The organism is Gilvimarinus xylanilyticus, assembly GCF_024195295.1.
Lineage (GTDB): Bacteria > Pseudomonadota > Gammaproteobacteria > Pseudomonadales > Cellvibrionaceae > Gilvimarinus > Gilvimarinus xylanilyticus.
On record NZ_JAMFTH010000001.1, the window covers coordinates 340651 to 360807 of the forward strand.

The window sequence follows — 20157 nt, forward strand, 5'->3', positions numbered from 1 at the left end:
GGAGTGAATCATGAAGCTTTTATTGATCAGCGGTAGCTTGCGTGAGGAGTCGTTAAACACCGCTTTGCTTAACGCGGTAGTCCAATCGCTGGGCGACAAGGCCACTTGCCAGTGGGCACGCATAGGCGATGTGCCGCTTTACAACCAGGATAATGATGGAGATAGCAAGCCCGCTGCCGTCGATCGCTTAAAAGCGCAAATAAAAGACGCTGACGCCTTGGTTATTGCCACGCCGGAATACAATTATGGGATACCCGGGGTGTTGAAAAATGCCTTGGACTGGGTTTCCCGCCCGGCGTACAAGTCGGTGCTGGCGCACAAGAAAACGCTGTTGCTCAGCGCTTCAATGAGCCCCATGGGCGGCGTGCGTGCCCAGGGACAGCTTAAGCAGGTTCTTGCTGGAACTCTAACGCCGTTTTTTCCGGCGCCCGAGTTCGCGGTGGGTGGCGCGCAAAATAAATTCAAGGATGGCGATCTTACCGATGACGACACGCGCGAAAAGTTACAGCGCTTGCTGAATGATTTTCTCGCCTGGGTATGATGCGCCTTTAAACGTTTAACTCCGCTCGGCCAGAGCGCGAATCGCCATGGCCGCGGCGGAGGTTCTGTTTTCTACCCCCAACTTTTTAAAGATTTGCTCCAGGTGTTTATTCACCGTGCGCGGGCTCATCTCTAATATCTGGGCAATTTCCCGGTTGGTTTTGCCATTGGCTATCCACAGCAATACATCGGCTTCTCGCTGCGTCACGGTAAACTGCTGGCGCAGTAAATCGGTGTGGTTTTCGGCGCTGGGGGCATCGGTTAGGCGCAGCAAGTACTCTTTATTGTCCACAAAGGTGAGAAATTCCACCGCCAAGGTATCGCTGCTACTGACTTTTAATTTATGGCCGCTCTGGGGTTGGTGTGATAGCCACTGTTTTAGTTGTTCGGCAAGTGAGTTTTCGGCGCTGTCGTCCATAAACGGAGCAAGCAGTTGATGCACCCTAGGCGTTGCCCACAGAATTTCTCCGCTGGGGCTACAGGCAAACAGGTTCTGCCCAGCAGCATCCAGCGCCTGGCGTGCACTTTGGGTCATACGGGCATTGGTTAAATGTACTTGCATTCGCGCGATTAGCTCGGCGGCGTTGATCGGTTTGGTAATGTAATCAACCCCGCCGGACTTTAAACCCATGACCACGTGTTCGGTGTCGGTTAGACCCGTCATAAACACTATGGGCACATCGATCAGCTTGGGGTTTTCCTTTAGGGTCCGACAGGTTTCAAAGCCATCCATATTGGGCATGATGGCGTCCATAAGGATAATGTCCGGGGTAATATTTTGGGTAATGGTAATCGCTTGGGAGCCTTCCAGGGCAATCAATACCGTCATATCTGATTCCTCCAGCACATCGCTAATCATGCGAATGCTGTCTACCGAATCATCAACGACGAGTACGACATCTTGTTGGTTTTTAGGCGCTTTCATTAGAGGGTTCCTGAAGCAGGGTAATCAGTAAGTCGAACTGGAAATTATCCACGTGGTGAATGGCTTGTTGATAAAACGCGCGGTTACAACGCTGCTCGCTCATCAACTGGTTGAGCAGTTTCTTAATGCCGCGTTTATGACCAATTGCCGCAAGCGCGGTAAGTTCCTGACATGCCGCGTCATCGGGTAGAGATATTTTGTCGGATGCATCCGTCTCGTTTTGAATGTGGGTGGTCGGTTCGTAGCACCAGCTTAATTGCAATAAGTTACCGATTTTTTCCAATAGGGTGGACAGTTTGACCGGTTTGACCACATACGCATCGTGATGGGGTGGGTCGGCCAAATCCGGGTGGCTTTCGCGGGCGTCGGCCGAGACCATTACAATCGGACAGGCGATATTCGCTTGTCTAAGGCGTGCGGCGAGCTCCCAGCCGCCGAGCCCCGGCATAGAAATGTCCAGCATAATTAAATCGGGCTGTAGATCACAGGCGTTTGCCACAGCCTTTAATGAATTGTCTAAGGTGTGTACCGCAAAGCCCAAGGGGCTAAGAGCCGCGGTAATTAAGTCCCGGTGGCTCGTCTCGTCGTCCACAACAAGTAGCGAGCGGCGAGGCCCCTGGTAACCTTGAATGTGCCGAGTGGATTGGGGCGGATAGTGCGCGGGTGATGTGCTTGACAACATGAGTGCCAGCTTAAATTCACTGCCTTGACCAAGCTGACTTTTAAGACTTAAGTCGCCGCCCATAATGTCGGTTAAAAGCCGCGTAATGGTGAGCCCAAGCCCCGTACCCGAGGCGGTACTGCCGGGGCGTTTCACCCGCTCGAAAGGTTGGAAAATTCGCTCGATATTTTCGTTGGCAATGCCTTCGCCGGTGTCAGATATCGTGAACTCTGCCACCTGTGAGCGGTAGCGCACCTTAAAGATCACGCGACCGCGTTCGGTGTACTTGATGGCGTTGGACAGCAAGTTTATCAGTACCTGGCGCAGGCGCTTTTCGTCGGTTTTAACAAATTCGGGCAGGCCGGTAAGTTGAATAAACTCGAATGTCAGCCCCTTGCTTTCGGCCTGGGGGCGAAACATATTCACCAATTGTTCGACAAGTTCGGGCAGGCGAACTTGTTCGGTATGTAGGTCCAGGCGGCCCGCCTCGATTTTAGAAATATCCAGTAAACCTTCAATTAAATCCCCCAGATGTTCACCGCTGCGACGAATAACGCCAATAGCATCGCGCCGCGCGGGCGGAATGTCAGCGGCCTTTTCCAGCAGTTGGGCGTAACCCAGCACGGCGTTTAGTGGTGATCGCAGTTCGTGACTAATGCCTGTTAAATAGCGGCTTTTGGCCTGGTTGGCGGCCTCGGCCACTTCCTTGGCGCGCTGCAACTCGCGGTCGGTTTGTTCGTGAGCGAGAATTTCTTCGGTCAAAAGCCGCGTTTGGCGCTGGGACTCCTCCTGTGCAACCACTCGGCTTTCGTGGGCCAAGACAAACAGCCAACTGACAATACCGGTAATAATGACGAGTAGAAAAAAGACTTTCCAAAGTGTCGCGGCGGTGTGGGGCGTGGGCTCTTGAAAATAGATAAGCGAAAGTAGCAGAGCCGAGAAGCCGTTGATGACAGCTTGCAAACCCAAAAAGTGACCCAGGCGGGAGTTAATATTGGGCACCAACCAGGCGGGTAAAAACCCTTGTGCCAGTTGCCGCAATTGCTCCCCATAGCCCGCCCCCGGTTTGCAATAATCGCCGCAGCGGGCGTCCAGCGAGCAGCACAGGGAGCAAATATTACCCGCGTAAGCGGGGCAGTAGGTCATGTCCTCGTGCTCAAAACGGTGCTCGCAAATACAGCACTCTACCGGTTGCCCATCGGCGCGTTCGTATTCGATATCGCTGGCAATAATCTCGCGTGCTAAATAAAAACGGCCGCCGGTGAGCCAGGCAATAAGCGGGGCGGTAAGCAGTGCAGCAGCCAGGGTAATAAAATGGGCCAGCGCCTGAGCGGTGGGGCCGAGAGCAGCGGAGTAACACACCATGCCGGTAATGGCGGCGATAATCATTGCTCCGCATCCGACCGGGTTAATATCGTATAGGTGGGAGCGTTTGAATTCGATGTGCTTGGGGGAAAGCCCCAATGGTTTATTGATGACTAAATCGGCGACCAAGCAGCCAACCCAGGCGATGGCGACGACGGCGTAAAAGCCCAGAGTTTGCTCCAGTGCCTGATATACCCCAAGTTCCATTAACAAAAGGGCGATGCCGACGTTAAACACCAGCCATACCACGCGCCCCGGGTGCGAATGGGTGAGACGCGAGAAAAAGTTAGACCAGGCAATGGAGCCCGCGTAGGCATTAGTGACGTTAATTTTTAGCTGACACAAAACCACAAAAATACCGGCAATGGCCAGGGCGACCTCGGGTGTTTGGGTAATGTAGCTAAAGGCCACCATATACATCCGGGTGGGGTCGGCGGCGTTGTCCGGGGTCATGCCGTGTTTAAGTGCTAGCACCGCAAGAAATGAACCCGCCAGCATTTTGATAACACCCAGCACAATCCAACCTGGGCCCGCCGCCATGGCGCACACCCACCAGCGCTTTTTTGTGGCTGCTGTGGGTTCGGGCATAAAGCGTAAGAAATCCACCTGTTCACCAATTTGCGCAATCAGCGCAAACATGACCGCCGCAGCGGCACCGAACAAGAGAATGTCGAAGTGACCATCACTCTGCAATGGACTGGTAAAGGCAGTCCAATCGCTGACTGCGCTGGCGTCGGCATAGATAATAAATACAAAAGGGGTAAGCTGTAGTACCAGCCACAAAGGTTGGCTCCAGACCTGAAAGCGGCTGATGAAAGTGATGCCGTAGATCACCAGAGGAATCACCAAAACGGCACTGATTAGGTAACCCAGCGCCAGCGGAACATTGAACAGAAGTTCAAGTGCCATGGCCATAATGGCCGCTTCCAGAGCAAAAAAGATAAAGGTAAACGACGCGTAGATAAGCGACGTGATGGTTGAGCCAATATAGCCAAAACCCGCGCCGCGGGTCAGCAAGTCGATATCTACTCCGTAGCGGGCCGCGTAGTAGCTGATGGGAATACCGGTAAGAAAAATCACCAGCCCCACCGCGAAAATAGCGGCTAGGGCATGGATAAACCCATAGTGCAGGGTGACGGTCGCGCCTATGGCCTCAAGGGCGAGAAAAGAAATTGCCCCCAGCGCTGTGACCGCAACCCGGCTGGCGCTCCAGCGGCGTGCACTCTTGGCGGTAAAACGCAGCGCATAATCTTCCAGAGTCTGGTTGGCAACCCATTGGTTGTAGTTGCGTCGCACGCGAAAAATATGTTGCTTGGCGGTCATTCGTTGCTCGTTCGGCGTTTGGTCGTGGGAAGGGCAAAAGCCCGTTTTGTTCGTGCATGGTGCATTGCACAGAGTAAGAGTCTTATTTGGTGCGTGGCGCGTAACGAATCGAACTCATATGCCAAACACCACACCCTCTAGCGACTATCCGTGTGGCAACAGAGCTTTGTGTTTACAAAAGCTGTACCACTTTCGACGCGCGCAAACCTTACGCGTAACTCGACGGAGGGCGTATGGGGTAAATGACGTAGTCTCATGGTGCGATTGGCGAATAGGCCACAAGAGAGACTTTCCCGAGAATAGGTGGCGAGACACAGGTTGTCTGAAACTGCTAATCACACGAGGAAAGATCATGGCTACGATGAATCATGCAAGCCAAAGCGGCTTGGGGGGCAAGTTGCCGGGGTTGGTTAAAACTCTGGCGGGTGCTGTCGCAGGCGCCACCATGGCGTTTTCGGCGGCGTTGCACGCGGCACCGGCTACGTCCGAGGTGAACACCACCGATCTGGCGGTGACTGACGATACTGTTACGGTCGGCATTCTGCACTCGGTAACCGGTACCATGGCGATCAGTGAAACCGGCTCGGTCCAGGCCGAAAAGTTGGCGATTGAGCAGATTAACGCCCAGGGCGGTGTGCTGGGTCGTCAAATTGAATATATTCAAGAAGACGGTGCCAGTGACTGGCCCACTTTTGCCGAGAAATCGCGCAAGCTGCTGTTAAACGACAAGGTGGCCACGGTGTTCGGTTGCTGGACATCGGCCTCGCGCAAGGCGGTACTGCCGGTGTTTGAGCAATACAACGGTATGCTGTACTACCCCACCTTCTATGAAGGCTTAGAGCAATCACCCAACGTTATTTACACCGGTCAGGAAGCGACGCAACAGATTCTTGCCGGCATCGACTGGGTGGTGGAAGAGAAAGGGGCGAAAAGCTTCTACCTGTTGGGCTCTGACTACATCTGGCCCCGCACTTCCAACAAAATTGCCCGCAAACATATCGACAAGCTGGGCCTAAAGGTTTCAGGGGAAGAGTACTATCCACTGGGCCACACTCAGTTCAATTCGGTGATCAACAAAATCAAGCTGAAAAAGCCTGATGTTATCTTTGCCTCGGTGGTGGGTGGCTCGAACGTAGCCTTCTACAAGCAGTTAAAAGCCGCTGGTATCGATATGACCGATGAAAAGCCGCTGGTGCTGACCATTTCGGTTACCGAGGATGAAATTCTGGGTATCGGTGGTGAAAACATTGATGGCGCCTACGCCTCAATGAAGTACTTTCAAAGCCTGACCAACCAGAACAACCAGGAATTCGTAAAAGCGTTTAAAGAGCGCTGGGGCGACGACATCGTAATCGGTGACGTTACCCAAGCGGCCTACCTGGGCCCTTGGTTGTGGAAAGCGGCGGTGGAAAAAGCCGGCTCTTTCGATGTGGATAAAGTGCGCGAAGCCTCACCGGGTATCGAGCTGACCACTGCGCCTGAAGGTTATGTGAAGATTCACCCCAACCATCACCTGTGGTCCAAGACTCGTATCGGTCGCGCTAAAACCGATGGCCAATATGAAATTGTCTATGAGACTGATGAGCTGATCGAACCCGATCCGTTCCCCGAAGGTTACCAATAAGCAGCCTTCTCCACCCGCCGGATTCTCCGGCGGGTACCTTCCCGGTTTTACCTGGAAACCCGATAGATTTGAGCACGAGGATTGAGCGATGTTCGCCGATTATTCCACCTCTGAATTAATGTCAATATTTGCCATGCAGGGCTTTGCCGGACTGATTTTGTTTTCGGTTTTTGTCCTTATGGCATTGGGGCTGGCCATTATTTTTGGTCAGATGGGTGTTATCAATATGGCGCACGGCGAATTTATGATTCTCGGCGCGTACATTACCTATATGACGTCAAATGTGTTTGCGGACTATATGCCTGCACTGTTTGGCTCTTACTTTTTTGTTGCCATGATTTTGGCATTTATCGCCGCAGGGGCATTGGGGATGCTCGTGGAGTGGGCCATGATCAGGCATCTGTACCACCGCCCTTTGGATACCTTGTTGGCCACCTGGGGCCTTAGCCTAATTCTGCAGCAACTTTACCGTACTATCTTCGGTGCCCGTGAAGTGGGCGTTTCTCTGCCAGATTGGTTAATGGGCTCGATCCAGTTAACCGATATTGTCGAAGTGCCGATTAACGGTATTTTTGTGATGACTCTCGCCATTGGTATTTCCATTGCCATTGCCGCGCTAATGTACAAATCCCGTTGGGGTATTCAGGTGCGTTCAGTGGTGCAAAACCGTCCTATGGCCGGTGCCGTGGGTATTAACACCGCCAAAGTTGACCGCCTGACATTTGGTTTGGGTTGCGGCATTGCCGGTGTGGCCGGTAGCGCGTTTACCATGATTGGTTCAACCGGGCCCACCTCTGGGCAGTTGTATATCGTGGATACTTTCTTAGTGGTTGTTTTCGGTGGTGCAACAAGTTTGCTGGGTACGATCGCTTCCGCGTTTACCATTTCTCAAGCCCAGTCCACCATGGAATTTTTCTTAAGTGGCTCTATGGCCAAGGTTCTTACGCTGCTGTTTGTAGTGTTTATTCTGATGCTGCGTCCGCAGGGTCTGTTCTCGCTGAAAATGCGTAAGTAGGAGGAGTCCACTATGTCTTACGATGGCTTGCGTTCGCTGTTGCCAAAAAATGACCTCCTCGGCTTTGCCGTTCTGGCGCTGCTGTTGGTGGTAGTACTGCCGCTGAGCTTGGATATTTTCCGGCTCAACTTGGTGGGTAAATATTTAACTTACGCGTTTGTCGCACTCGGCTTAGTCTTGTGCTGGGGATACGGCGGTATTTTGAGCTTGGGGCAAGGGGTGTTCTTTGGCTTGGGTGGTTATGCCATGGCGATGTTTTTAAAGCTTGAGGCATCGTCGCCGGAAAATACCGCGATTCAGTCCACACCGGGTATCCCCGATTTTATGGACTGGAACCAGATTACCGAGCTGCCTTGGTTCTGGGAGCCCTTCAACAGTCTTATCTTTACCGTACTGGCGATTGTGATTATCCCCAGCATCTTTGCTTACATTATCGGCGTAGCTATGTTTAAGCGCCGTGTAGGTGGGGTGTACTTTGCCATTATCACCCAGGCGGTAGCGGCTATTCTGACCATTTTGATTATTGGTCAGCAAGGCTACACCGGTGGGGTAAACGGTATTACCGACCTTCGCACTCTAAAAGGCTGGGATATTCGCACCGACGAGGCTAAGTATGCGTTCTATTTTCTGTGCGTGTTTATGCTGTTTGTCTGCCTGTTTATCGCGCAATATGTGCGCAAAAGCAAGCTGGGCCGGCTGCTGGTTGCCATGCGCGAAATGGAAGATCGAGTACGCTTTTCGGGCTATGACGTTTCCAATTTTAAAATCTTTGTATTCTGCCTGGGCTCGGCTTTCGCGGCTATCGGCGGCGCCATGTTCACCCTTCAGGTGGGCTTTATGTCGCCCACCTTTGTCGGCATCGTGCCGTCCATTGAGATGGTGATCTTCTGCGCGGTGGGTGGTCGTTTGTCTATTCTCGGCGCGGTCTATGGCACCTTAGTGGTTAACTGGGCGAAAACCACTTTCTCGGAAAGCTTTCCGGAGCTTTGGTTGTTTGCCATGGGTGCATTGTTTATTGCCGTGGTTATGGCCTTCCCGAATGGCTTGGCCGGTTTGTATAACAAGTACGCGGCCCATCACGTAGAAAAACTGTTGGGCAAGAAAAAAGGTCAATCGCCCGACGCAAAGGCAACCGTTGGAACCCAGGGGGTGGCTCATGAGCGCCAGTAACACAGATTTTGTTTTGGCGGTGGAAGGTTTGACCGTCTCCTTTGATGGCTTTAAAGCGGTTAACGATCTGAGCTTTTACGTGGACAAAGACGAGATTCGTGTGATTGTCGGCCCCAACGGGGCCGGTAAAACCACGGTGCTGGATTTGATTTGCGGTCGCACCAAATCCACCGAAGGCTCGATTAAGTTCCGCAATAAAGAGCTAACCAAAATGAAAGAGCACCAGATAGTGCGCGCGGGGGTGGGGCGGAAGTTTCAGACGCCCTCTATCTACGGCGACCTGACGGTGTTTGAAAACTTGGAAATTTCTTTTCCTCGCGGCCGCTCGGTATTTGGCGCACTGGCTTTTAAGCGCGACGCCGAGGTGTTGAATCGGGTGAGTGAAGTTGCCGATATGATTTTCCTGAGCGATCTGTTGGAGTCCCGGGCGGACTTGCTCAGCCACGGCCAAAAGCAGTGGTTGGAAATCGGTATGTTGCTGATTCAAGACCCGGAGCTTTTGATGCTGGATGAGCCGGTGGCAGGAATGTCGGTATCGGAGCGGCGTCAAACCGCCGAGCTATTACGCCGCATTACCAAAGATCGATCGGTCATTGTGATCGAGCATGATATGCAGTTTGTCGCGGAAATTGCCGATAAGGTCACCGTTCTGCATCAGGGTAAAATTCTCGCCGAAGGCTCTGCCGAAGAGGTGAAAGCGGACCCTAAAGTGATTGAAGTTTATTTGGGCCATTAGGGCATTAAGGAGCATCCAATGTTAAATGTATCCGACTATCGCGTCAGTTATGGCCAGAGTGAAATCATTCACGGCATGAACTTTGAGGTGAAGCCCAACGAAATCGTCGCCATTATGGGGCGCAATGGCATGGGGAAAACCACGTTAATGAAATCCCTGATGGGGGTTATTCCTTCCCAGGGGGGCAGCGTTACCTTGGAGGGCAAAGAGGTTTCCAAGCTTAAAAGCTACCAGCGGGTAAGCTCGGGCTTTGGTTTTGTGCCTCAGGGCCGCATGATTTTCTCAAGCATGACGGTAAAAGAGAATATTGAAACCGGTTTGACGACGACCAATAAGCGCAGTGTGCCACGGGACTTATACGACCTGTTCCCGGTGCTTTTGGAAATGCGCAATCGTCGCGGCGGTAACTTGTCGGGCGGGCAACAGCAGCAGCTTGCCATTGCGCGCGCCTTGGCGAGCAACCCCAAAATGCTGCTACTGGACGAGCCCACCGAGGGGATTCAGCCATCTATTATTCGCGATATGGCAAAAACCCTTAAAGAGATTCGCGACCAGCGCGGGCTTTCGATTGTGGTGTCTGAGCAGGTGTTGAGCTTTGCGCTGGATATTGCTGATCGAATTTTGGTGATCGAAAAGGGAGATATTGTTCACGAAGAGCTGAGGGAGAATGTCGACGAGGCGAAAATTGCCTCTTATCTTTCTGTTTAATAGTGGAGTTAGGTTATGCGTCACGGTGATGTTTCAAGTTCACCCGATACCGTCGGAGTGGCGGTAGTCAATTATAAAATGCCCCGCCTGCACACCAAAGCTGAAGTGTTGGACAACGCCCGTAAGATCGCCGATATGATTATCGGTATGAAAAAGGGGCTGCCAGGTATGGATTTAGTCGTCTTCCCCGAATATAGCACCATGGGGATTATGTACGACAACGATGAAATGATGGCGACGGCGGCGACCATTCCCGGCGCCGAGACCGACATTTTCTCGGCGGCCTGTCGCGCAGCCAATACCTGGGGTGTGTTTTCTTTAACCGGCGAGCAGCACGAAGAGCATCCCCATAAAGCGCCCTATAACACTTTGGTGTTGATTAATAACAAGGGCGAAATCGTACAAAAGTATCGCAAGTGTATTCCCTGGTGCCCGATTGAGGGCTGGTACCCGGGTGACAAGACCTATGTCACTGAGGGTCCTAAGGGCATGAAGATCAGCCTGATTATTTGCGACGATGGCAACTACCCCGAAATATGGCGCGACTGTGCGATGAAAGGCGCCGAGTTAATTGTGCGCTGCCAGGGTTACATGTACCCGGCCAAAGAGCAGCAAATTATGATGGCCAAATCCATGGCCTGGGCCAACAACTGTTATGTCGCGGTGGCCAACGCTTCGGGTTTTGACGGCGTCTACTCTTACTTTGGCCATTCGGCGGTGATTGGTTTTGACGGCCGCACCCTGGGCGAATGCGGCGAAGAGGATATGGGTGTGCAGTATGCTCAGTTGTCGGTATTACAGATTCGCGACGCGCGTAAAAATGATCAATCGCAGAATCACCTATTTAAATTACTGCACCGTGGCTACAGCGGTATTCACGCCTCCGGCGATGGCGACAAAGGGATTGCCGATTGTCCATTCGATTTTTATCGCTCGTGGGTTATGGACGCGGAACAAACGCAAAAAGATGTCGAGGCTATAACCCGCGATACGGTGGGTGTGGCTGACTGCCCCGTGGGTAACCTGCCGGTTGGCGAAAAAGAAAAAACGGTGTAAGCGTGGTTTTTATTAACCAGCGATTGGCCGACAATGAGCGTCAGACATCGGCGAAGATGTCTGACGCTTTAGCGGCTGGCTCGCAAGACATTGCTTTCCCCAGCCGTTTTCGCTTTGATTTGACCGCTGGACGGGACTATTTACACGCGAACTTAGTTGGGCAGCCGCAGGTCAGTAAAGCCCTTTGCAGTGCTTTAGCGGTTGTGAAAGCCGATATCGCTGATAACAGTCGTCCATTATGGGCGGCGCTACTCGCGGGTCCAACAGGTGTGGGAAAGACCTCGAGTGTGAAACTGTTGGCGAAAGTTTTAACCGGTAGTGAGCAGAACGTTTGCCGCATCGATATGAACACGCTTTCACAAAGCCATTACGCGGCGGCTTTATCTGGCGCCCCACCTGGGTATGTCGGGAGTAAAGAGGGCGTCAGCCTATTTGATGAAGCGCTGATAAAAGGTGATTTTAGTACTCCGGGCATTGTGTTGTTCGACGAAATTGAAAAGGCCAGTGACGAGGTCATTCAGGCGCTCTTGAACGTATTAGAAGAGGGGCGTCTAACCTTAACCGGTGCCGGTAAAACACTGGATTTTCGCAATAGCCTTATTTTCTTTACCACCAACCTCGGCAGCACCGCTCACCCGATCTGGCTGGATCGATTAGGCCTGACCAGGAAAAAAAGCGATTCAGACGCAAAAGCAATCACCCGCGCGGTAGAAAGCTTTTTCACTCCCGAGTTTTATAACCGACTTGACGCGGTTTTGGTTTATCGGCCTCTCAGTGCTGAGTCAGCGGAAGATATTCTGGGCTTGGAGCTGGAGAAGCTCAATCGGCGCTTGGCCAAAAAGTCTGTCCAGCTGGATCTAACCGATAGAGCTCGACGGGAAATAATCCGCCTGGGGTTTGACGGGCGATATGGCGCCAGAGCGGTGAGGCGAATTGTACGTGAGCACCTAGAGGCTCCTTTGGCTGTGTTTTTATTGTCGGAGACGTTTTCCCCATCGGAGCAAGACCAGCTTAAGTTAAAAGCTGTTTGGGATGGAGAGGCCATTAATATTACCACCTAAAGCTCACGCATCAGCCGTTCATTTAGGTCCAGCCGACTCCGCTTTGCCGCTTGAACTGTGCCCTTGTCGCCCTGAATAGTGCGTTCGGTGTTGGTACAAATTGTGTTTGCTATTCCCTCTAACGAATTGCAGAGGGGGCAAAGATGGCGGACTGGACGAATCTGCAGGCTTGGTTGGGCGCTGCGATTATAATTTTTACGCTATTCGATGCATTTGTCACAATTTTGAGTCTTCGCGGCGGCGGACCGCTGACTACGTTTGTCTCGCGTCGCCTTTGGGGCGCGATGCTCGCCGTACATCGTTTCAGCCCCTGCCATAAACTGCTGTCGGCCAGTGGCCCGGTGTTGCTCATCGTCGTTGTGCTAATTTGGTATTCACTTTTGTATGTCGGGTGGTTTTTGGTGTTTCGCGCAGCGGGCCCGGATTTGACCGATAGCACAACCTTAACGGCCGCGAACGATTTGCAGCGCCTGTATTTTACCGGGGTGACACTCAGTGGCCTAGGCTATGGTGACTACACGGCGCAGCATTTCCCCTGGACGCTATTCAGTACGCTGGCGGTGGCTACGGGCACCTTGCTCACCTCATTGGGGCTGTCCTATATTATCGCGGTGGTACCCGTCGCCTTAGAGAAACGGCAAAATGCGCGGCAGATCAATGCCCTGATAGGCGATCAAGCACAGGCGCTTGAACGACTTTACAACAAAGATGATGTTACCTTTTTATGGGATAAACTCTTTGCTATTCAGTTAAACAGCATGCGTTTTTCCACCAAATACGGTGCCTATCCGGTGGTTGCCTATTTTCACGCTGCCCAGGTACAAAGCGCTTTTTCACTGGCCTACTTAAAAGCCGCCGATGTGTTGTTTTATATTGTTAATCACCCTAATCCAGATTTTCGGCCTTCGCCCAGCGAGGTTATCGCGTTAAAGCGTTTGCTGGCTTCTCATAGTGATAATATTCGAGAGGTGATCGACGGCTATTATCCTAAGGATAGGGACATTCCCGCACGACTTGCCATTGATCCTAGGATCCAAGAGACCGAGTCTGATAACTTCAGTTGGGCCGAATATCAGAGCCTGCGCTACACGCTGGCACTCGCCTGCCTGTACGATGGTTGGTAAAAGCGCCCTAAGGTTAAGCCGCCCCTATGCGTTTAAACCATCTCCAGCCCAGGTACCAAGCCGCAGCCATATAGGGTATGCCCCCCAGCACCCACATCAACACACCCGCTAAGTGTTGATTTTGCAAGTCCCGTTGCGGACCGTACCAGCTTTGATCAGAAAAAGTCATTAGGGCTCCTAGAAAGCCCGTATGCATTAACGTCGCTAAAAGCGCTAAAAGCGCATGACCAGTATTTCTCTGCTGGCTGCGCAATACCGCCCACCAGAAAACGCCCGCCGTGAGTAAAAAACACACATGCTCGAAAAGGTGCCACCATAGATTCTCGAGCGCCAAGATATAAAGGTTAGGGGCATGCCAGAGCCAAATAACCGCGCCGTGGATTGACGCGGCTAAAAGTGGGTGCCGGGCTGTCAGTAATAAAGGGGTAAACAGCTTGGATGCTATATCGGCGTGCAACGCGTGCCATTGCGGTAAAGGACGGGCAATGACCCACAACGGCGCAATGACTGTCATCATCAGCATATGCTGCGTCATATGCGCGGCTTCATTGGTTTCGGCCCAGTGATCGAGTGGGCCAAAAACCGTAAAAATACTGATGACACCCGCGAAGTTAAAAAGTATCCACTGGCTTTTGGTGGGCTTTAATCTCAAGCTTCCTATCAGATAGGCAAGCCAAAACACCAATAAAATAAGGGCGGCAAGAATCGTAGCGCCATCATCCGGTCTGGTAAGCGGGTTATGGGCCAGAGCTTGAAGGGGAAAAAAGCCGATAAACCCCCCAGCTTGTATTGCTCGATAATTTAGATGCATGGTTTCAGAAATATTGCTGGTAAACCCGATAGTAAACACGCCAGCGCTGCGACTAGGTACACCGCGACACTGATGCGACCGATAAACTCATCTGGTGCGCGGCAAGAGGTGGGTTGATTCGCAGCTGGGTTATGTCGGTTTTTCTGGAGCAATCTCCATACCCTACGGGCTTGGTAAAGTAATCCGGCTGTAACAGCCAGAGTAAAAATAAACAAACCAACACTTAAACCATTGATCGGGGTTGTAGATTCAGAAATCGTGCTTTGCTGACAGGCAATAGAAAGCGAGGCGTAAAGAACGATAAAAAACAACGCCCAAATAATAAGTCCCAGGGTTAACTGTACCGGGTGCAAGGGTGAGCGCATTAATTAATATTCCAAATAGGGGGCATGATTATCGCCGCGATAAAAATTAACCAAAAGACACCGGTGGTGTATACCCACCAACGCTCGACCACCATGGGCTCGTAGGGGGCCATTTCACCCACATAGCCCTTGTGAACTCTTAGCGCTTGCAGGGCTGTTAATATCACCGCGAGGCCGCTGTGCAGCATTTGGTATAACAACATAACGGTAATGACGGCATCGTGAGCACTTTTTTGCGCGTTAAGCGGCGCTAGAACGTAAAGGCCAATAAGACTCGCCAGATGAATTGTGCCCAATAAACTGATGCCCCACAATTGCTGGGTTAGGCGTTTTGTGGTTTCACTTTTTAGGTGTTTGATGATTGTTTTGAACCATAGTAACGCTAAAGAAAGCGGGATACCTGCGAGCGCAAACAGATTAGCCGATAGCGGCGATTGCTCGGGAAATTGCCACTGTGGTGCGACTGTCCAAAGGTAAAACCAGCCAAACAGCAACGACATAAACAACGAACCGTTGGCTAACAGGGTGACATTCATGCCCCACAGCCCCGGACCGTCGTGAGTGCGCGAATGCAAGGGTGGGTCCCCTTCGACGACTTCGGCGTTAGGGGCCGCTTTAGGGTGGGCACCATTTTCCCAGGACCAGCGCAATAAAAACGTCAGACTTAGCAGAGCTGCCGCTACGGCAAACTCATATTGTTTGCTCAGCAAGCTAATGCAAAGTCCAGCAGTTGCCACAGCGCCTAGAAAAGGTAGCCAGCTATTGCCTGGTAAATGAATAATTTCTCGTACCTTGCCCGTAATCGGATCTGAGCCCCAAGTCTCGCGCCGTCCGTGATCAATAGTGGCGAGGTCATGATGGCCGTGTTCAATGGTGGACTGGAGGTCGGGGTTATCCCACAGTGGATGCCGCGTGGGGCAGGGCGGCAGGGTGGCAAAGTTATAGGCGCTCGGTGGGAGCGAGGTGGTCCATTCCAGAGTATCGGCCCCCCAGGGGTTGCGCTCGGCGGATTTGCCAAAGCGAAAATGCAACACAATATCCAACAAGCAGGCAGCCACGCCCGCCGCCATAATAAAACTGCCGACAGAGGATATTAAGTTGGGCAGGTCCCAACCGAGATCGGCATCATAGGTATATATACGTCGGGGCATCCCCAGTAGACCCGTCACGTGCATAATGATAAAAGTCGCGTTAAAACCAATAAACGTGAGCCAAAAACCCCAACGCGCCAAACTGCGGTGGGGCATGCGACCGGAGAAATGGGGCAGCCAATAGTAGATGCCCGCCATCAGCGGAAAAATCACCCCTCCCACCAAAACAAAATGAAAGTGCGCCACCACAAAGTGGGTGTCGTGCACCTGCCAATCAAAGGGTACCAGCGCCAGCATGACCCCGGTGAGCCCGCCGGCGACAAAAATAAATAAAAAGCCCAACGCCCAAAGCATAGGGGGCTCGTAAGTGGGGCGCCCGTTCCATAGTGTGGCCAGCCAGGCAAAGACTTGGATGGCAGTGGGAATGGCCACCATCATACTCGCCGCCGAGAAAAACGCCTGCGCCAGATGAGGAATACCCACGGTAAACATATGGTGAACCCAAAGACCAAAGCTGATAAAACCGGTGGTGATAATAGCCAGGACTACCCAGCGATAACCGGCGATGGGGCGGCGGCAAAATACGGGCAGTATGGTTGAGATAATACCCGCGGCAGGCAGGAATAAAATGTACACCTCTGGATGGCCAAACAGCCAGAATAAATGCTGCCATAAAATCGGGTCGCCACCACCGGCGACGTCAAAAAATGGCATGCCAGCGGCGCGTTCTAGTTCCAGTAAAATGCTGCCTAAAATTAAAGGCGGAAAACCGAACACAATCATTAAGGCCATGGCCAGTATGTACCATACGAACAGTGGCATATGCTGTAAGCCCATATCGCGGGTACGGGTACGCATAATAGATACGACCAATTCTACCCCGGCAGATACTGCCGAAATTTCCACAAAGGTAACCCCCAGTAGCCAGAAGTCTGAGCCGGGTCCAGGTGAATAAACAGCGCTACTGAGCGGGGTATACATAAACCAGCCACTGGCGGGCGCGATTTCCATGACCAGACTTGAGGTTAAAATAATTCCGCCCAACAGGTAGCACCAGTAACCAAAGGCGCTTAAGCGCGGAAACACTAAATCGCGCGCGCCGATCATCTTGGGGATCAGGTAGATGGCGAACCCTTCCATCACCGGCACGGCAAATAAAAACATCATAATCGTGCCGTGCATGGTGAATACTTGATTGTAGATTTCAGGGGTCAGTAAATCGTGTCCGGGAAGCGCCAGCTGGGTGCGGATTAGCATGGCGAGTAGGCCGCCAATAAGAAAAAATACTCCCCCGGTCACCATAAAGCGCAGGCCAATGGTGGTGTGGTTAACGATGGTAAGGGCTAAGAGTCCGCGAGGGTTCCCCCATACTTTGTCAAACTGGTGGTGAAAGTCCTGCGCCGCCTGCGGGTCATCGCTGCTCATGGTTCTAGGGTCTCCAACCAGGTGGCAATACGTTCAAGGGTTTGCGGGTTTATTTCCGCGAGTATTGGGGATGGCTCAGTCGCAAACCGCGGGTGTGGTTTCTCCAGCCACTGGGCAATGCTTAGCGGTTTTTTTTGTCGGCTTTGCATATGGCTGAGCCTGCGCCCGGCTATATCACTTAAGTCTGGCCCATTAGCCCCGTCGCTCACACCGCGCACGCGGTGACAGTCGCCGCAATAGGTTTGGAACGCCTCTGCCGCCTGGGTGTGCTGCGGCTGAATCTTTACTGGCAGTTGTTGGCGCTCCTGCCAGTGTTTAAACGCCTGCTGGCTTAAAACTTCGACTTCAAACACCATATGAGCGTGACCTGTGCCACAGAACTCGGCGCACTGGCCGCGTAAGGTGCCGGTTTTAGACGCGCGCAGTCTTATCTTATTGACTCGCCCCGGAACGACATCAATTTTTCCTCCCAATCGCGGCACCCAAAAGGCGTGAATGACGTTATTTGTATGGCCGTAAACATCAATCGGCGTGTCTACCGGAATTACCAGTCGATTACCTGTGGTAATGTCGGACTCAGGATAGTAAAAGCCCCACCACCAACGATGGGCGTGAGCGTCGATTCGCAAGGGGTCGCGCTTATCATCGGGCAATGTCAGTATGTATTGGCCTGCCGGTATGCCCGCCGCCAGTAGTACAGTGATACTTAACAATGGCAGAATAATACCGCCGCCAATTATCCAGCGGTTGGTTAGGCGCGTTGCTTGTTGTTCATCGGGTTCGGGGGCGCGGCGTTTCATGGCGTACAGCCAAAGCCCGGTAACCAGGATTAATACGAGGGTAAAGAATGCGAACATACCCCACCAGAGCCAAGCAATAATACCGGCCCCAGGGCCGGCCGGATCCAGAGCGGATTGTGGTCCGCCGCAGCCGGTGGCTAGGACCGAGGTAAGCACTAAGCCCCAAGCTCTCATGCATGACATTAACTTTGCCGAGACCGTTGAGAAACTTTTATGCGTCCATCTCCCATACCCAGCCGCACCGCGATTGCGGGCCACCCGATTCACCCTATGCTGATCCACTTTCCGGTCGCCGCCTTGCTGGGACTGGTTGCTAGCGATATCGGATTTTTGATGACCGGCGACACCTTTTGGGCCAGAGCGAGTTTGTGGCTTGCGGGTGTGGGCAGCTTGTGTGGCTGGGGTGCCGGGTTGATTGGCCTGATTGATCTGGTTTCGGTGGCGCAAATTCGACGTTTGATAGCCGCCTGGAGCCACGCCCTTGTGGCGGTCATGGGGCTGTCGGTGGTGACCCTCAACTGGTTGCTCCGGCTTGATGATATGCAAAGTTGGGTAAATCCCTGGGGCCTCAGCCTGTCGATTTTTACCGCGGTGTTGGTCTCGCTGGCGGGTATACTGGGCGGCCAGCTGGTCTACGAGCATGGGGTAGGCGTGGATACAGAATTGGACCAATGAGCTGAATGCTAGCATCTTAAACACCGAAAACGGGTTTAGCTAAAACAAGCGCAATAATCGCAGTTATCGCGACGCCGAGCAAAAGAGTGATCGTATAACACCAGCGTCTGGCGTGGCTCAGGGCATTGCGCTTATGTCGGGCGATGAGCCAGCCGAGCAGTAAATGCAGCAAGACTAACAGCGTGACCATAAACAGCTTTGCAATCAGCCATTTATCTAACATATTGTGAACCGAAAATACGAGCGTGCCGAGAATAATGGAGGCCAGAGCGGCGGGTGTGGCAATAGCGGTATACACCCACTGCGATAGACTTTTGGGTTTTCCGGGTGTCTGCGAGAGCATAAGCCCCGGTAGGTATAACAAGGTTCCACACCAGCAAAGCAAGGCGGCAATGTGCAATGTCAGTAACCAGGGCATGAATAGTCCTTAGCTAGCAGCTTGTCAGGGCGTAGTTAACATCGCTCGAGTACCCTATGGTTCTCTCAGTGTCTGGCTTTTGCGGCTAGGGTGCAAGGGGCGTTGGATAATATCGTGATTGCGTGGATAGTTTATGAATCTTTTCACAGTGCGGCCAAGCTTGTGGGCTGTGCCTCATGTCGTGGCTATTCCCCCTTAAACCGTCAGGTTCAGCGTGTATAATGCCTGCTATCACATCATATGTACTCAAAGGGGATGTTATGAAAACATTTGTTACCAGTACCGCTGCAGCCGTTTTGTTGGTTAGCGCTGGCATTGTGCAGGCGCAAGACGACGATGTCACTGAGGTGAAAACCTGGGAAGTCGCTGCTGAGCTGGGTGCCATTAGTACCAGTGGTAACACCGAGACCATGTCGGTTAACGGCAAGGTAGATCTGACACAGACTTTGGAACACTGGAAGAATGAATTCGTTGCCTCAGTGTTATACAAAGAGGACGAGATCAAGAATGATTCGGGCATCAAGGTAACGGAAACCACCGCGGAAAAATATTTCGGGTCGGCAAAGTCGTCCTACTTGTTTGCCGATGACTTTAGCAGCTTGTTCGGGTTCGCTTCTCATACCCACGATGAATTCGGCTCTTATCGGGATTACACTGTTGTATCTTTCGGATACGGCGCCCGCTTTATCGACAATGGATCGATCACCTTAGATGGTGAAATTGTCCCCGGCTACTACTGGGGTGACAAAGTGCTGGATGAAGAAACTGACACCATCGAGAGCGAAGAGGGCGCTATGGTGCGTGTGGCCGGAGAGCTAAACTGGGAGATCACCGAAAATGCCACCTTTAATCAGAAGCTGGCCGCCGAAGCTGCCGAAGACAATACTCGCTATTTAAGCGATACCTCGCTCAGCACGAAGATCAGCGACCGGATGCAGATGAAAGTGGGCTACACCTTGAGCCATGACACCGACGTGGCACCGGATAAAGAAGAGACCGACACCACGACTTACATTAATTTGGTGTACAACTTTTAAACCTGTGTGATCTCACGCTTCTCAACGCCTGGCCTTTGTCGGGCGTTGAGTTAAGTTCCTGTTTTGTTTTGCTGTAGCCACCGTCCGATTATGCAGGGGCGTTTTTTTACAGCTTTGCAAACGCCTATTTAGCCCTTCCATCACACCGGAATCTCCTTGTTTCTGCTCGAACGCGCAATATAGCCGTATGAGAGCTGTTCTTTCACAGAGTCTGGTCGTCAGAGTTA

Annotated in this window: 17 protein-coding genes; 11 read left to right on the plus strand and 6 right to left on the minus strand. The window is 52.3% G+C overall.

Features of this window, described 5'->3' with window-relative positions; genetic code table 11:
• Positions 1-10 precede the first annotated feature (10 nt).
• On the plus strand, positions 11-541 hold the full coding sequence (locus tag M6D89_RS01470; protein WP_253966259.1) for an NADPH-dependent FMN reductase: 531 nt from the start codon (positions 11-13) through the stop codon (positions 539-541).
• A gap of 15 nt (positions 542-556) precedes the next feature.
• On the opposite strand, the gene M6D89_RS01475 is transcribed toward M6D89_RS01470, so the two are convergent.
• Positions 557-1465, minus strand: a complete 909-nt coding sequence (locus tag M6D89_RS01475; protein WP_253966260.1) for a response regulator — start codon at positions 1463-1465, stop codon at positions 557-559.
• The gene (locus M6D89_RS01480) at positions 1452-4814 is read right to left on the minus strand and encodes a hybrid sensor histidine kinase/response regulator (RefSeq protein ID WP_253966261.1); all 3363 of its coding nucleotides are present in this window, start codon (positions 4812-4814) and stop codon (positions 1452-1454) included. Before M6D89_RS01480 ends, M6D89_RS01475 begins: the two co-directional genes overlap by 14 nt.
• A gap of 445 nt (positions 4815-5259) precedes the next feature.
• On the opposite strand from M6D89_RS01480, the gene urtA reads away from it, so the two are divergent.
• The 8 genes from urtA to M6D89_RS01520 all read left to right on the plus strand — a co-directional run bounded on the left by urtA (position 5260) and on the right by M6D89_RS01520 (position 13308).
• A complete protein-coding gene (gene urtA / locus M6D89_RS01485; protein WP_253967679.1) occupies positions 5260-6438 on the plus strand; it encodes an urea ABC transporter substrate-binding protein in 1179 nt (392 codons plus the stop codon).
• 88 nt (positions 6439-6526) lie between these two features.
• Positions 6527-7453 carry an urea ABC transporter permease subunit UrtB gene (urtB, locus tag M6D89_RS01490; RefSeq protein ID WP_253966262.1) on the plus strand — a complete coding sequence of 309 codons (927 nt, stop codon included), beginning with the start codon at positions 6527-6529 and terminating at the stop codon, positions 7451-7453.
• Positions 7454-7465: 12 nt separating this feature from the next.
• Positions 7466-8623: an urea ABC transporter permease subunit UrtC gene (gene urtC / locus M6D89_RS01495; protein WP_253966263.1), complete on the plus strand. Its 1158-nt coding sequence runs from the start codon at positions 7466-7468 to the stop codon at positions 8621-8623.
• Positions 8610-9359: an urea ABC transporter ATP-binding protein UrtD gene (gene urtD, locus M6D89_RS01500; RefSeq protein ID WP_253966264.1), complete on the plus strand. Its 750-nt coding sequence runs from the start codon at positions 8610-8612 to the stop codon at positions 9357-9359. The genes urtC and urtD overlap by 14 nt, the downstream gene beginning before the upstream one ends.
• Positions 9360-9377: 18 nt before the next feature.
• The gene (urtE, locus tag M6D89_RS01505; protein WP_253966265.1) at positions 9378-10067 is read left to right on the plus strand and encodes an urea ABC transporter ATP-binding subunit UrtE; all 690 of its coding nucleotides are present in this window, start codon (positions 9378-9380) and stop codon (positions 10065-10067) included.
• A 15-nt stretch (positions 10068-10082) separates the two neighbouring features.
• Positions 10083-11123 carry an aliphatic amidase gene (locus tag M6D89_RS01510; protein WP_253966266.1) on the plus strand — a complete coding sequence of 347 codons (1041 nt, stop codon included), beginning with the start codon at positions 10083-10085 and terminating at the stop codon, positions 11121-11123.
• Positions 11124-11125: 2 nt separating this feature from the next.
• Positions 11126-12184 (plus strand): AAA family ATPase, encoded by a 1059-nt coding sequence (locus M6D89_RS01515; RefSeq protein ID WP_253966267.1) that lies wholly within the window; start codon positions 11126-11128, stop codon positions 12182-12184.
• 143 nt (positions 12185-12327) lie between these two features.
• Positions 12328-13308 carry a potassium channel family protein gene (locus M6D89_RS01520; RefSeq protein ID WP_253966268.1) on the plus strand — a complete coding sequence of 327 codons (981 nt, stop codon included), beginning with the start codon at positions 12328-12330 and terminating at the stop codon, positions 13306-13308.
• Between the two features lie 13 nt (positions 13309-13321).
• On the opposite strand, the gene M6D89_RS01525 is transcribed toward M6D89_RS01520, so the two are convergent.
• From M6D89_RS01525 to coxB, 3 genes are all read right to left on the minus strand, one after another.
• Complete coding sequence (locus M6D89_RS01525) at positions 13322-14158, minus strand: cytochrome c oxidase assembly protein (RefSeq protein WP_253966269.1); 837 nt, start codon at positions 14156-14158, stop codon at positions 13322-13324.
• A gap of 325 nt (positions 14159-14483) precedes the next feature.
• Positions 14484-17000, minus strand: a complete 2517-nt coding sequence (gene ctaD / locus M6D89_RS01530) for a cytochrome c oxidase subunit I (RefSeq protein ID WP_253966270.1) — start codon at positions 16998-17000, stop codon at positions 14484-14486.
• Positions 16997-17983 (minus strand): cytochrome c oxidase subunit II, encoded by a 987-nt coding sequence (gene coxB, locus M6D89_RS01535; protein WP_336297527.1) that lies wholly within the window; start codon positions 17981-17983, stop codon positions 16997-16999. The genes ctaD and coxB overlap by 4 nt, the downstream gene beginning before the upstream one ends.
• 30 nt (positions 17984-18013) lie before the next feature.
• Here coxB and M6D89_RS01540 point away from each other — a divergent pair, with 30 nt between their 5' ends.
• A complete protein-coding gene (locus M6D89_RS01540) occupies positions 18014-18475 on the plus strand; it encodes a DUF2231 domain-containing protein (RefSeq protein WP_253966272.1) in 462 nt (153 codons plus the stop codon).
• A 16-nt stretch (positions 18476-18491) separates the two neighbouring features.
• Here M6D89_RS01540 and M6D89_RS01545 read toward each other — a convergent pair whose 3' ends face one another.
• Positions 18492-18893, minus strand: coding sequence for a CopD family protein (locus M6D89_RS01545; protein ID WP_253966273.1), 402 nt, complete (start codon positions 18891-18893; stop codon positions 18492-18494).
• Between the two features lie 260 nt (positions 18894-19153).
• On the opposite strand from M6D89_RS01545, the gene M6D89_RS01550 reads away from it, so the two are divergent.
• A complete protein-coding gene (locus M6D89_RS01550) occupies positions 19154-19930 on the plus strand; it encodes a DUF481 domain-containing protein (RefSeq protein ID WP_253966274.1) in 777 nt (258 codons plus the stop codon).
• Positions 19931-20157: the final 227 nt, after the last annotated feature.